We start from the raw sequence: 13,068 nt of genomic DNA on the forward strand, positions 1-13,068 counted from the left end.
GGGCGGCCCGGTGCGAAGGGAAGGCATGGGACGTCATCCATGGCGCTCGTTGTCATCGTCGACGATCGGATTACGAACCGGAACATCTTCGCGAAGCTGGCAGCTTCGATCGAAGGCGGGGTGGTCGTTCGGTCGTTCGGCGCCCCCGTCGAAGCGCTGGCCTGGCTCGCGGGCAACACGCCCGATCTCGTCATCACCGACTACAAGATGCCGGAACTGGACGGCGCCGAGTTCACCCGGCGCTTCCGCACCCTGGACGGCTGCGCCGACGTGCCCGTCGTGGTCCTCACGGTCTATGAAGAGCGGAGTTTCCGGCTGAACGCGCTGGAGGCCGGCGCGACCGACTTTCTGCAGAGCCCGGTCGATCACCACGAGTTTCTTACGCGCGCGCGTAATCTTCTCAAGATGCGCCGGCAGCAGGTGCTGATCGCCAGCCGCGCCCTGTCGCTCGAGCGCGAGCTTCGGTCGAGCGAGCGCGATCACGAGAAAGCCTTGCGCGACAGCTCCGAGCGGCTGGCGCAGGTCATCGACACCGTGCCGGCGCTGATCAGCGCGACCGACCGTTCCGGGCGCTGCATCTTCGTCAATGCCTACCAGGCCGCGATGAAGGGCGTCGAACCGCCGGAGCTGCTCGGGCGCACGGCGGTCGAGATGTTCGGGCCGGAGCAGGGCGGCCGCAGCGCGTCGCTCGACCGCCTGATCTGCGAGAGCGGCGCGGCTCTGCCGAGCTACGAGGAGGAGTTCGTTACTCGCTCCGGCGAGCGGCGGCATTTCCTCACCACGAAGTCGCCGCTGCGGGATGGCGGCGGCGAGATCGTCGCCGTGCTGACGACCGCGCTCGACATCACCGACCGGAAGCGCGCCGAAGGACACCTCCGCCACCTCGCGCACCACGACGCGCTGACCGACCTGCCCAACCGCGCGCTGCTGCAGGACCGCGTGCGGCACGAGATCGCCCACGCGCGGCGCAACGACGCCAAGTTCGCGCTGCATCTTTTCGATCTCGACCGGTTCAAGGCGATCAACGACGTGCTGGGCCACCACGTCGGCGACCGGCTGCTGAAGGCGGTGTCCGACCGCCTGCGCGGAACCGTGCGCGAGACCGACGCCGTCGCGCGGCTCGGCGGGGACGAGTTCGCCATCCTGCAGACCAACGTCCTCCATGCCGACGACGCCAAGGAACTCGCGCGTCGCGTCCGCGCCGCGCTGTCGGCGCCCTTCGTCTTCGACGGCGAGGAGGTGACGACCTCCGCGAGCATCGGCATCGCGCTATTTCCCGACAGCGCCTTCGATTTCGAGGAGCTGCTGAAGCGCGCCGACATTGCGATGTACCGCGCCAAGGCCGACGGCCGCGACGGCTTCCGCGTGTTCGAGGCCGACATGGACACGACGGCGCGGGCGATCACCGTGCTCGAGAGCGACCTGCGCCGAGCCTTGGCGCGCGGCGAGTTCGTGCTGCATTTCCAGCCGCAGGTCGATCTCGAATCCGGCCGCATCCTCGGGGCCGAGGCGCTGATCCGCTGGCGGCGCGAGAACGGAGACCTGGTGCCGCCGGGCGATTTCCTGCCCAGCGCGGAGGAGACCGGCCTCATCATCCCGATCAACGAATGGGTGCTGAACCACGCCTGCCAGCAGGCGGCGGCCTGGCGGAAGGCGGGGCTGCCGCCGCTCCGCGTCGCAGTGAACCTCTCGGCGGTGCAGTTCCGCAAGCAGGACGTCCAGAAGGTCGTGATGGACGCCATCGCGACCTCCGGGCTCGAACCCTCCCTCCTCGAGCTCGAGCTGACCGAGACCATCCTGCTGCAGGACACCGACCTCGTGGTCGCGCAGATCAAGGCGCTGCAGCAGCACGGCGTGACGTTCTCGATCGACGACTTCGGAACCGGCTACTCGTCGCTGGCCTACGTCAAGAACTTCCCCGTGAACCGGCTGAAGATCGACAAGTCGTTCGTTCACAACCTCAAGGCCGACGTCAACGACGCCGCGATCGTCCGGGCCATCATCAACCTCGGCCACAGCCTCGGGCTGGACGTGGTCGCGGAGGGCGTGGAGACGGCGGCGCAGGTCGCGCATCTCCGCGCCGAGGGCTGCGACGAGGTTCAGGGCTACTATTTCGGCCGGCCCATGCCCGCCGACGACTTCGTCGCCCTTGTGCGGCGCGAGACGCTTCTCGCGCGGACGGCATGAGCACCCGGCCGGCGCGGCGGGCCGCCAAGGACGGCGCCTCCGCCGGGCCGCTCGCCGCCGTGATGCGCCGTCTTCGGGCGAGCGAGGCCGGCGAGCACGAGATCGCGCTGAACCGCGTCGCGCTGGCGACCTGCGTGCTGATCTATCTGCTGGCGGAGACCGCGCTCTACGGCGATCCGCTGGGCGAGGCCTTCCTGATCACCGCGGCCTTCTTCCTCGGCGGGCTCGGCTTCGTCGCCCATCTGGCGTGGCGTCCCGCGGCCTCGCTGCCGCGTCGCGTCCTCGCGATCACCTTCGATCTGTCCGGCATCTCCTACTGCATGCACGTCGGGGGAGAGACGACCGCGATCCTCTATCCGATCTACCTCTGGGTGATCTTCGGCAACGGCTTCCGCTTCGGCCTGCGAATGCTCGCCATCGGCGCGGCGATCGCGATCGCCGGTTTCTCGGTGGTCATCGTGACGACGCCCTACTGGGGGGATCATCTCAGGCTCTCGTTGGGTCTTCTCGCGGGCCTGCTCATCTTGCCGGCCTACGCCGCGACGCTGATCCGCAAGCTCTCCAACGCGAAATCGGCGGCCGAGGACGCGAGCCGCGCGAAGAGCCTGTTCCTGGCAAGCGTCAGCCACGAGCTCCGCACGCCGCTCAACGCCGTCATCGGCATGACGGACCTGCTCGACGGCACGACGCTGGACGAGGAACAGCGCGACATGACGCGCACGGCGGGCGACGCCGGCCGGACGCTGCTGCGGCTGATCGACGATCTGCTGAACTTCAGCCGGATCGAAGCGGGCCGTATGCCGAGCCGCACGGTCGACTTCGACCTCCACGGGATGCTCGCGGAGGTGCGCGGCATGCTGACGGCGCAGGCGCGCGACAAGCGTCTGCGCCTCGCGCTGCACGTCACGCCGCGCACGCCCTACCGTCTGGCGGGCGAGGCGCGTCAGCTCAAGGACGTCCTCGTCAATCTTGTCGGCAACGCGGTGAAGTTCACGGACGTGGGTGGCGTCACGATCGCGGTCGACGCGATTTCACGGGACGAGCGGGGCGTTCGGCTGCGTTTCGAGGTCGCGGACACCGGCATCGGCATCGCTCCGGAGGCCCGCGCGCGCATCTTCGAGACCTTCACGCAGGCCGACGCCAGCATCATCAACTCCCACGGCGGGACTGGCCTCGGGCTCGCCATCTCCAAGCAGATGATCGAGCTGCAGGGCGGATCGATCGGCGTCGAGAGCGAAGTCGGCGCCGGCAGCGTCTTCTGGTTCGAGATTGATCTCGCCATTGCTTCGGGCGCGGGCGCGGAGGTCGCGCCGCGGTCCGCCCATGTCGTCGCCGTGGCGACCGATCAAGGCCGCGCCGCGAAGCTCGCGGCCGCGTTGGCGCAGGCCGGCGTCGTGGCCGACGCCTGCGGCGGCGTGCGCGAAGCGGTTCGCGCCCTGCGGGAGCACGAACGCGCCGGACGACGGCGCGCCGCCGTGATCGACGGCCGCGGCGCCGACGGAGAGGCGATCGCGACCGCGCTGCGGGCCGGTCTCGACGGCGACGATCTCGAGGCGGTCATCATCGATGGGCGGGTCGGCGAGGGACTTCCGGAGCTCGACCTGCGCTTCGTCTGCGCCGCCGCCGCGCGCGATCTGCCGGACGCGGCGGGGCTCGCCGCCATGGTGCGGATCGCGACCATCGGCGTCGCGGGCGATCCCCGGCCGCGCAGCGTCACGCCCGACGCCGTCCCGTCCCGCCAGCTGTCCGTGCTCGTGGCCGAGGACAACCGAGTCAACCAGAAGGTCATCCGCAAGGTGCTGGAGCGCGCCGGCCACGAGGCGCGCATCGTCGACAACGGCGAGCTGGCGCTCGACGCGCTCGCGGAGCGGACGTTCGACATCGTGCTGATGGACGTGAACATGCCGGTGCTCGACGGCGTCGAGGCCGCGAAGCTGTTCCGCTTCGCGTCGATCGGAAAGCCGCGCACGCCCATCGTCGCCCTCACGGCGGACGCCACTCCCGAGGCGCGGCGGCGCTGCGAGGAGGCGGGAATGGACGCCTGCGTCACCAAGCCGATCGAGCCCGCGCAGTTGCTGGCGCTGATCGCCCAGCTGGCCGGCGAGGGACCGGGCGAGGCCGTCGCCGCGGCCGAAGCCCTGACGGACGCGTTCCACGACGACGAGACCATCGCCCCGCTCGCCCGGCATCCCGGCTTCCGGCCCGCGCGCCGGGTCGTGCTGGATCGCAGGACGCTGACCGAACTCGAGCAGCTCGGCGGCCGGGCCTTCGTCGGCGATCTGGTGGACGAGTTCCTCGTGGACGCCGAGATCGTCCTGGAGGCGCTGCGTCAGGCGGTGGAGGACCGCGACACGGCGGCTTTCCGTGAGCAGGCCCATGCGCTGCGCAGCGGCGCGGCCAACATCGGCGCGCGCGGCATGTACGAACTATGCCTGTCGTGGCGAAACATCGAGGCGCGCGACCTCGCCGTGCGCGGCCGCACCCATATCCAGCGGCTGGAAGCGGAGTTCAGGCTGGTCGGCAAAGCGCTGCGCGAGCTGTTCCCCAAACGCGGTCGCGCGAACGGCGGCTGATCTCAGGGCGTCCAGCCGCATGCGGATGCGACCCGGGCGCGAACCTCGCCGAAGCCATCGAGAGAGAATGCGTTGGCGTGAACGCCGCCAATGCGATCCCTCACCTCGATCGTCAGCCGTCCTTCGGCCGGCAGTCGACGCAGGAAATCCTCGACCCCCTCGGACCGGAACACCGCCTTGCCGTTCGTGGAGACGTCCCACCGTGAGGTCTCCTGCGCCCCGGAGTCCGACTGCGTCACGACCTCCAGCGACGAGCGCGGCAGGCCCCAGTCGCCCGCGGTTCCGACGAGCGCTTCGGTGCGCCCGCCGAGGCAGCGCACGATGATGAAGGACGGATCGTCCTGCGAGGCGCCGCGCGCTGCGGCGAGCGCCGTCACCAGCGTGGCCCGTTCGTCGGGCTCCGACGTGGTGGTCCAGCCGCCAAGCGTCTCCGTGCCGGCGGCGGCGGCGGTCGCAAGAAGATACGACGCCACGACGATAGCCTTGCGCATGGGAACGCGTCCTCGGTCAGCAACTGACGCTCACGGATACGCCGGGCGTCCGGGCTTGGACCGTCGACCCCAGATCTTCTCTGGGCCGCGCGAGACTGCGTCCTGCGAATGCTGCTTTGCAGCATAAGAAAACTATGAGACGTTTCGCATCGTACGTTGCGTCACGGCGTCGTCGTACGACATCCTTGGAGCGTCGCCGCCCAGGGATTGACGGAGAGGGATCGCGCGTATGGCCTTCAGGCCGCGTCTCCGATCGGCAGGCCTTTTAAGCGTCGCAATCGCGGCGATGCTCGGGCTCGCGGGCGGCGTGGTCGGCGGCGAGCGGTTTGGGCCCTATCGCGACGCGCGGACCGCGGAAAGCGTCCAGCCGCCGGCTTGGCGCGGGCCGAGCTTTGACCCCCGGCGCTACGCCGACGCGGCGGTTGAGGCGGTGGTCCGCAGCGCCTGCGCATCGCCGGCGCCCTTCGTCGTGCTGGACAGCTTCAGCTTCGGGCGCCCCGCCAACCTGGACGACGACCTCGGCGATCCGTCGGACGGCGCGGACGCGCACATCAGCCACGGCGACGTCGTGGCGGCGATCGCCGCGCTCGGCCACGGCGCGGTGACGACCTACCAGATCGACCCGGTCTTCAACGCCTTCACCCTCGCAAGGGATATCGCCGCGCTCGCGCGCGACGTGGCGAGCGGCAAGGTCGCCCGTCCCGCCGCGGTCGTCACCTCGATCGTGCTGCCGGTCGATCTCGACGACGTCAATCGCGCCCTGCCGGCCGACAAGGCCGTCTCCGAGGCGGACCTCCGCGCCCGGCGGGGAGACGTGATGGCGGCGCTCGTGGGCGACGGCGATCCGCGCAATCCCTATCGCATCGTGCGCGACGCGCTGGCGACGCTCGCGCGGCTCGACGTGCCGGTGTTCGCGGCGTCCGGCAACACAGGGCCGGACGGCCTGATCAACGTGCTTGCGCTCAACGACGGCGTCTACGCCGTGGGCGCGCTCGACGCCGCAGGCCGCCCGACCGCCTACACGAGCGCGCCTGAGATGACCGCGATCTGGGCGCCGGGGCAGTTCGTCCTCAGCGAAACGACGGGCGGGCTGAGCCTCACCGGCGGCCGCGACGTCGCCTTCGCCGGAGCGGCCGCGCCGGGGCGGAAGGCGCTGATCGCCTCGCTCGTCGGGCGCGATCCTGCGGCGCTCGTGCGCCGCGTGCCGGCGGCTCTCGCGGGCCCGGACCCGGCCGGGCCGGGGCGCCGCCAGCGCACGCTGCGGCGCTACCTCGAGGCTGGGCTCTACCGCACGGTCGATCTGCTTACGGCCTATGGCTACGACATGAGTTCCGGCAACGTCGCGCGCTCGCTGGAGCAGGGCCCCTACATGCACTACCCGTCCGACGCGATCTTCCGGCTCGATCCGACGGGCCGGCTAGCCTTCGACCCGCAAGGCGACGGCTCGGCCGGCCAACTCGTGGCCTACGACGCCACCTCGTTCGCCACGCCCAATGTCTGCCCTTCGCCGCAACGGGTCGCCCAGCGCGCAGCCCCCCGCTGACGGGCTGCGCCGCAAAAAGCTCCCCCCGAGGGATCGATCGCCAAGGCCGGGACGTTCCAGTTCTCCCCACCGCGAAGCCGCAGAGCGGCTCAGCCAGAACGAGGACCTGAATGTCAGATCGGACCTACAAGATCATCGAGATCGTCGGATCGTCCGCGACCTCGATCGAGGAGGCCATCAGCGGCGCCATCGCCGACGCCGCGAAGAGCGTCCATCACATCCGCTGGTTCGAGGTCGTCGAGACTCGCGGCCATGTCGAGGACGGCAAGGTCGCGCACTATCAGGTGACGTTGAAAATCGGGTTCACCATCGAAGGAACTTAATCTCATCAGCGGCGTTTGACGCGACGGTGGAGTTCGCGCGCGATGCGCGACAGCCGGCGTCGTGAAAGAGGCGGAGATGGGCAACGCGTTTGTGGTCGAGGTGCGTGGTCGCCACGCGGGATTGCTCATTCGCCTCGAGGACGGATTCCGCTTTTTGGCGTCGCTCCCCGAGGTCTATGACCTCGACGACAAGGTGTTCTCCGACAAGGCGGCGGTCTGCGCCGCCGTCGAGGCGCGTTTTGACGCCCTTCAGGCCGGCCATCTGCCGGCTTATGCGTCTCTCAACTGCGGATGGATCGACGACGGGCTGCGTCTCGCGAGCTGACAGGGTTCGCGTTTGGCGCGCCGCGCGCTTTCACTTAATCCCAGAAAGCTTGCAGACGACGCCCGCTGCGGCCATCAGGCTCAGCAAAGTTACGATGCCGACCTTCAGCCGGAACGCAAATAGGAGCGCTCCAGCTGTCAGCGCCAGCGCGACCACGTCGAGGCTGGCGGGTGCGGGGTAGGACAGGTCGAGACCATAGGCGGTTGTCCGCCCGGTCTCCCGAAACAGGGCGTGGAGCGCGAACCAGAGCGCCAGGTTCAGGATTACGCCCACGACCGCTGCGGAGACGCCGGCGAGAGCGCCGGACAGCAGGCGGTTGTCTCGAAGCCGCTCCACGAACGGCGCGCCGAGGAAGATCCAGAAAAAGCTCGGCGCAAAGGTGACCCAGCTCGCGAGCAGCCCTCCAAGCGCGCCGGCAAACAGCGGGTCAAGCCCGCCCGGCGCCCGGTGCGCGGCGAGGAAGCCCACGAACTGGAGCACAAGGATCAGCGGCCCCGGCGTGGTTTCGGCGAGCCCCAGTCCGTCGAGCATTTCGCCCGGCCGAAGCCAGCCGTAGCCCTCGACCGCCTGCTGGGCGACGTAGGCCAGCGCCGCATAGGCGCCGCCGAAGGTCACCACCGCCATCTGGCTGAAAAACGTGGCGATGTCCGCGAACACGTTTCCGGTCCCGAGTGCGAACGTTAGAGCGGCGACCGGCGCGAGCCACAGCGCAAGCGCCGTCGCCGCGGGCGCGATCGCCTCCCGGAACGGCGCGCGCCCGCGCATCGGAGCGTTCGGGCTCAGCACGCCGCCGTCCTCCGCGTCGAGAGCGGCCGCGGTCGCTCCCGCGCCGAAACCCGGAACGCCGAGACGCACGGCGGCGAAGCCGATTAGCGCCGCCGCCGCGATCACGGCCGGGAACGGCGCGCCGAAGGCGAAGATCGCGAGGAAGGCGAGGGCGGCGAGCCCGACCTGCGCCAGGCCCGTCAGCGCCTTCCGGCCGACGCGCAGCAGCGCCTGCAGCACGATGGCGATGACGGCGGCCTTCAGCCCATAGAACGCCCCGGCGATCAGCGGCGTCGTTCCCGCCGTGACGTACAGAAGGCTGAGGCCCAGCATGGCGAGGGCGCCGGGCAGGACGAAGAGCAGGCCCGCAATCGCGCCGCCGCGGGCGCCGTGCATCAGCCAGCCGAGATAGGTCGCGAGCTGTTGCGCTTCGGGCCCGGGGAGCAGCATGCAGTAGTTCAGCGCGTGCAGGAACCGCGCGTCCGACACCCAACGGCGCTCCTCGACGACGATGCGATGCATGGTCGCGATCTGGCCGGCAGGTCCCCCGAAGCTAAGCAGCGCGACCTTGAGCCAGACGCGCAGCGCCTCGCCGAGGGTCGGAAGCCGTCGGGCGTCCGGCGCTGGATAGGGCGAAACCTCGACCGTGTCGGACATGCGCATCCCCTCAGACCGCCGGCGCGGGCCGCGATGCTTGGGCCGGAACGGCCGGCCTGACAAGCAGATCGCCCGACGCCCGCGCTCAAGCGCTCGCATGGCCCGCTTTCCGCCCGACGCCGTGACGGCTTAGCCAGCTTTCGAACCAAAGAGGCCATAGTCACGTAACTGAACCGTGATCGGTCGTGTCGGCCGCGGGCCGAGCGAGGCGCTATGACGACGCATCCTGCAAAGTTGCTTTCGGTCGCAAGCGCGACCGCGCCGCACGACCTCGGGCAAGACGACGTTGTCGCCGCGGCGCGACGTGTCTTCCTCGACGCCGGCCGCCGCGACTTCGACCGCGTCGCGCCGGTATACGCCAACGCTGGCGTCCTGCGCCGGCAGTCCGTCCGGCCGCTCGACTGGTACGCCGAGCCGCACGGCTGGGAGGACCGAACGGCGGCCTACCTCGAAGGGGCGGGCGCCTTGTTCGTGCAGGCCGGCCAGCGCGCCATCGCCGCCGCCGGACTCATGGCCGAAGACATCGACGTGGTCGTCACCGTGTCCTCCACCGGCGTCGCGACGCCGAGCCTCGAGGCGCGCTTCGGCGACGCGCTCGGCCTGCGCGCCGACGTCATGCGCGTTCCGGTCTTTGGCCTCGGTTGCGCCGGCGGCGTATCGGGCCTCGGGATCGCGGCTAGCCTCGCCCGCGGGACGCCGGGCGCCCGCGTGCTGCTCGTCGCGGTGGAGACCTGCACGCTGGCGTTCCGGCTCGGCCGCCTCGACATGGCGAGCGTGGTCTCCACCGCCCTGTTCGGCGACGGCGCGGCGGCCTGCGTGCTCGCGGCGGGGCCGGGCGGCCTCGCCGAGGTGGCCTATGTCGGCGAGCATCGCTGGCCGGACACGCTCGACGTGATGGGCTGGCGGTTCGACGACGTCGGCTTCGACGTCGTGCTGGACCGCGCGGTCCCGGCGTTCGCGGCGGAACGCCTGCCGATCGCCGCGCGTGCGATCCTCGCGGGCGGCGGCGTCGCGCTGGAGGATGTCCGCCGCTTCGTCTGCCATCCCGGCGGCGCGAAGGTTGCCATGGCGCTCGAGGGGGCGCTCGGCCTCGCCGACGGCGCCCTGGCCGACGAGCGCGCCGTGCTGGCCGCGCATGGCAACATGTCCGCGCCGACCGTGCTGTTCGTGCTGGAGCGGGCGCTCGCCGGCGGTCTCGGCGACCCCACGGCGCTGCTGGCCCTGGGGCCGGGCTTCACCGCCAGCATGGCGCTGCTGAGGCCCACGACGTGAGCGGCGCAGTCCTTCTGCTCTTGTTCGTCACCGCCTCCCGGCTTGGCGAACTCGTCCTTTCCGCCCGGAACGTCGCTGGGCTGAAGGCGCGGAGCGCGATCGAAGCGGGGGCGAGCCACTATCCGGCGATGGTCGCGCTCCACACGTCGTGGCTCGCCGGCCTGTGGTGGCTCGGGCGTGACGCGACCGTGTCGCCCGGCTGGCTGGCGGCCTTCGGGGCGCTGCAGGTCCTGAGGGTCTGGACGCTCGCCACGCTCGGCCGGCGCTGGACGACGCGCATTCTGGTGATTCCGGGCGAGACGCTCGTGCGCCGCGGGCCGTATCGCTTCGTGGCCCACCCGAACTATGTGGTCGTCGCGGGCGAGATCGCCGTCCTGCCGCTCGTTTTCGGGCTGCCGGTCTTCGCCTTCGTGTTTTCGCTGCTGAACGCGGGCATGCTCGCCGTCCGCATTCGCGCCGAGGAGGCGGCCTTGAAGCGTCACGCCGCACCTTGAGCTGAAGCCGGGGTCGGGCCACGATCGCCGCTCCCCGGCTTCAGGAGACGCCATGACCGCCGAAGCGACGACCCCCGACGCCATCGCCCGCCGCATCGCGCAGGGGCGGGGGCTCGCGCCCGCCGACATCGTCATCAAGGGCGCGCGGGTGCTCGACGTGGTCACCGCGACGCTGTTCGAGAGCGACGTCGCGATCGCCGGCGACAGGATCGTCGGCACCTTCGGCGAGTACGAGGGGCGGGAGATCATCGACGGCCGCGGGCTGACCGTGGTTCCGGGCTTCATCGACACCCACCTCCACATCGAATCCTCGCTGCTGACGCCGCTGGAATTCGACCGTTGCGTGCTGCCGCACGGCGTGACGACGATCGTGTGGGACCCGCACGAGATCGCCAACGTGCTGGGGGCGGAGGGGATCGACTACGCGCTGCGGGCGGCCGAGGCCACGGTGATGGACATCCGCGTCAACCTCTCGTCCTGCGTGCCCGCCTCGCCGCTCGAGACCTCGGGCGCGCGGCTCGGCGTCGACGATCTCACGCCGTTCCGCGGCCGGGCGAAGGCGCTGGGCCTCGCCGAGTTCATGAATTTTCCAGGCGTGCTGAACGCCGATCCCGGCTGTCTCGCCAAGCTCGCCGCCTTCCAGGACGGCCACATCGACGGCCACGCGCCCCTGGTGCGCGGCAAGGACCTCAACGGCTACCTCTCCGCCGGCATTCGCACCGACCATGAGGCCACCAGCTACGAGGAGGGGTTGGAGAAGCTCCGCAAGGGCATGACGGTGCTGATCCGCGAAAGCTCGATCGCCAAGGATCTGCATGCGCTGTGGCCGCTGCTGACGGCCGAGACATCGGCCTTCGTCGCCTTCTGCACCGACGACCGTAACCCGGTCGAGATCGCGGCGGAGGGCCATCTCGACCACATGATCCGCTGGACCATCGCGCAAGGAGCGCCCGCCGCCCACGTCTACCGCGCGGCGAGCTGGTCGGGGGCCAACGCCTTTGGGCTGCGCGACCGGGGGATCGTGGCACCGGGCAAGCGCGCGGACCTCGTGCTTTTGTCCGACTACGAGGACTGCCGCGTGCAGACGGTGATCGCCGGCGGCCGCGTGGTGACCGACGCGCTGTTCGCCGCCCGGGCGGTCCCCGACCCCGTCGGCCTCGACAGCATGAAGGCGGAGCCGGTGACGGCGGACGACCTGACGTCGAAGGGCGCCGGCGGGCCGCGGCCGGTGATCGGCGTCGTGCCCGGCAAGATCGTCACCGACCATCTGACGCTGGAGCTCGCGGCCGAGGGCGGCGCGGTGCGGCCCGATCTCGCCCAGGACGCCCTCGCCGTCGCGGTGATCGCCCGACACGGGATCAACCGCAACATCGGCCGCGGCTTCGTGAAGGGCTTCGAGCTGAAGGCCGGCGCGATCGCCTCTTCGGTCGGGCACGACAGCCACAACATTTGCGTCGTCGGCGTCACGGCCGACGATATGGCGCTGGCCGCCAACCGGGTCATCGCGCTCGGCGGCGGCTTCGTCGTGGCGGCCGAGGGCGAGGTGAAGGCCGAACTCGCGCTGCCGGTGGCGGGATTGATGAGTCTCGAGCCGCATGAAGCGGTGCACGACCGGCTCGTCGCGCTCCGCGCCGCGGCCGTCGCGCTCGGCTGCACGCTGTCGGAGCCGTTCCTGCAGGTGGCCTTCCTGCCGCTCACCGTCATTCCGCATCTGAAGATCAGCGACTTCGGCATGGTCGACGTGAACCGCTTCGAGGTCATCGCGGCATGAGCGGCCGCTTCGAGGGGCGACGCGTGCTGGCGCTCGGCGACACGGACGCGGCGCTCGGCCTCGCGCAGGAGGCCGCGGCGGCCTTCGGGGCGGAAGGCGCGGACCTGCGCGTCGCGTCGCTCGCGCTGGAGGGCGAGCCGGAGCCGCCGGTCTTCCTGCCCGAATCGCTCGCGGCGTCGCGGCTGTTCCGCGGCTCGCACTTGGTGCTCGCGGCGCTGTCGGACGCGGGCTTCCGGGCGCTGTTCGCCGCCTATGTCGAGGCCGACCTCGCCCGGGAGCCGTCGCGCCCGCTCGTGATCGCCGTCGACGCGGCGCCGGCGGGCTCCGGCGCCGTCGACTGGATGGCGGCCCGGGTGCCCGCCGACGTGCTGCGGCTGCGCAGCCATCCCGATCTCGCGCTCTACGGCAGGGTGGCGGCGGCGCTCGGCGTGGACGCCACCAACGCGGCGCTGGCCCCCTCGGCCGACGGGCTTTTCGGGATGAGCGAGGCCCTGCTGATGGGCCAGGACCTGCGCGAATCGGCGCTTCCGCTCCGCCAGTCGCTCGCGGGCCGGATCATTCCGGACGCTCCGGAAGCGCCAAAACCGGCTTCTGGCCTTGCCGCCGGCCTCATGAGGCGGTTAGTTCGCAGAGGCCGTTCGGCGCCGCAGCATTAGGGGATGCGCCG

General features: G+C 70.8%; 11 protein-coding genes. 9 read left to right on the plus strand and 2 right to left on the minus strand.

Going from position 1 to position 13,068, the window contains the following annotated elements:
• Positions 1–39 precede the first annotated feature (39 nt).
• Both K244_RS0103865 and K244_RS22545 read left to right on the plus strand, forming a co-directional pair.
• Entirely contained in the window at positions 40–2,187 is a 2,148-nt protein-coding gene (locus K244_RS0103865) for an EAL domain-containing protein (protein ID WP_020184930.1), read from the plus strand.
• Positions 2,184–4,760 (plus strand): ATP-binding protein, encoded by a 2,577-nt coding sequence (locus K244_RS22545; protein ID WP_020184931.1) that lies wholly within the window; start codon positions 2,184–2,186, stop codon positions 4,758–4,760. Before K244_RS0103865 ends, K244_RS22545 begins: the two co-directional genes overlap by 4 nt.
• 2 nt (positions 4,761–4,762) lie before the next feature.
• Here the strand turns inward: K244_RS22545 and K244_RS0103875 are convergent, their stop codons facing one another.
• Entirely contained in the window at positions 4,763–5,251 is a 489-nt protein-coding gene (locus K244_RS0103875; protein WP_020184932.1) for a hypothetical protein, read from the minus strand.
• Between the two features lie 286 nt (positions 5,252–5,537).
• On the opposite strand from K244_RS0103875, the gene K244_RS0103880 reads away from it, so the two are divergent.
• The 3 genes from K244_RS0103880 to K244_RS0103890 all read left to right on the plus strand — a co-directional run bounded on the left by K244_RS0103880 (position 5,538) and on the right by K244_RS0103890 (position 7,442).
• Positions 5,538–6,794 carry a S8/S53 family peptidase gene (locus K244_RS0103880; RefSeq protein ID WP_155931580.1) on the plus strand — a complete coding sequence of 419 codons (1,257 nt, stop codon included), beginning with the start codon at positions 5,538–5,540 and terminating at the stop codon, positions 6,792–6,794.
• 110 nt (positions 6,795–6,904) lie between these two features.
• A complete protein-coding gene (locus tag K244_RS0103885) occupies positions 6,905–7,117 on the plus strand; it encodes a dodecin (RefSeq protein WP_020184934.1) in 213 nt (70 codons plus the stop codon).
• 76 nt (positions 7,118–7,193) lie between these two features.
• Entirely contained in the window at positions 7,194–7,442 is a 249-nt protein-coding gene (locus K244_RS0103890) for a hypothetical protein (RefSeq protein ID WP_020184935.1), read from the plus strand.
• A 30-nt stretch (positions 7,443–7,472) separates the two neighbouring features.
• On the opposite strand, the gene chrA is transcribed toward K244_RS0103890, so the two are convergent.
• Positions 7,473–8,864 (minus strand): chromate efflux transporter, encoded by a 1,392-nt coding sequence (chrA, locus tag K244_RS0103895; protein WP_020184936.1) that lies wholly within the window; start codon positions 8,862–8,864, stop codon positions 7,473–7,475.
• A gap of 213 nt (positions 8,865–9,077) precedes the next feature.
• Here chrA and K244_RS0103900 point away from each other — a divergent pair, with 213 nt between their 5' ends.
• Genes K244_RS0103900 through K244_RS0103915 form a run of 4 tightly spaced genes read left to right on the plus strand, consistent with a single transcriptional unit; the run spans position 9,078 to position 13,057 of the window.
• Positions 9,078–10,136: a type III polyketide synthase gene (locus tag K244_RS0103900; RefSeq protein ID WP_020184937.1), complete on the plus strand. Its 1,059-nt coding sequence runs from the start codon at positions 9,078–9,080 to the stop codon at positions 10,134–10,136.
• Complete coding sequence (locus K244_RS0103905; RefSeq protein WP_020184938.1) at positions 10,133–10,630, plus strand: isoprenylcysteine carboxylmethyltransferase family protein; 498 nt, start codon at positions 10,133–10,135, stop codon at positions 10,628–10,630. The genes K244_RS0103900 and K244_RS0103905 overlap by 4 nt, the downstream gene beginning before the upstream one ends.
• 52 nt (positions 10,631–10,682) lie before the next feature.
• On the plus strand, positions 10,683–12,401 hold the full coding sequence (ade, locus tag K244_RS0103910; protein WP_020184939.1) for an adenine deaminase: 1,719 nt from the start codon (positions 10,683–10,685) through the stop codon (positions 12,399–12,401).
• A complete protein-coding gene (locus K244_RS0103915) occupies positions 12,398–13,057 on the plus strand; it encodes a hypothetical protein (RefSeq protein ID WP_020184940.1) in 660 nt (219 codons plus the stop codon). Before ade ends, K244_RS0103915 begins: the two co-directional genes overlap by 4 nt.
• Positions 13,058–13,068 lie beyond the last annotated feature (11 nt).

Source organism: Methylopila sp. 73B, assembly GCF_000526315.1.
GTDB lineage: Bacteria > Pseudomonadota > Alphaproteobacteria > Rhizobiales > Methylopilaceae > Methylopila.

Bases quoted from the DNA above. Each gene is read 5' to 3' on its own strand.
- K244_RS0103915 (WP_020184940.1), top strand. From the start codon at position 12,398: ATGAGCGGCCGCTTCGAGGGGCGACGCGTGCTGGCGCTCGGCGACACG.
- K244_RS0103875 (WP_020184932.1), bottom strand. From the start codon at position 5,251: ATGCGCAAGGCTATCGTCGTGGCGTCGTATCTTCTTGCGACCGCCGCC.
- K244_RS0103890 (WP_020184935.1), top strand. From the start codon at position 7,194: ATGGGCAACGCGTTTGTGGTCGAGGTGCGTGGTCGCCACGCGGGATTG.
- K244_RS22545 (WP_020184931.1), top strand. From the start codon at position 2,184: ATGAGCACCCGGCCGGCGCGGCGGGCCGCCAAGGACGGCGCCTCCGCC.
- K244_RS0103885 (WP_020184934.1), top strand. From the start codon at position 6,905: ATGTCAGATCGGACCTACAAGATCATCGAGATCGTCGGATCGTCCGCG.
- chrA (WP_020184936.1), bottom strand. From the start codon at position 8,864: ATGTCCGACACGGTCGAGGTTTCGCCCTATCCAGCGCCGGACGCCCGA.
- K244_RS0103865 (WP_020184930.1), top strand. From the start codon at position 40: ATGGCGCTCGTTGTCATCGTCGACGATCGGATTACGAACCGGAACATC.
- ade (WP_020184939.1), top strand. From the start codon at position 10,683: ATGACCGCCGAAGCGACGACCCCCGACGCCATCGCCCGCCGCATCGCG.
- K244_RS0103900 (WP_020184937.1), top strand. From the start codon at position 9,078: ATGACGACGCATCCTGCAAAGTTGCTTTCGGTCGCAAGCGCGACCGCG.
- K244_RS0103880 (WP_155931580.1), top strand. From the start codon at position 5,538: ATGCTCGGGCTCGCGGGCGGCGTGGTCGGCGGCGAGCGGTTTGGGCCC.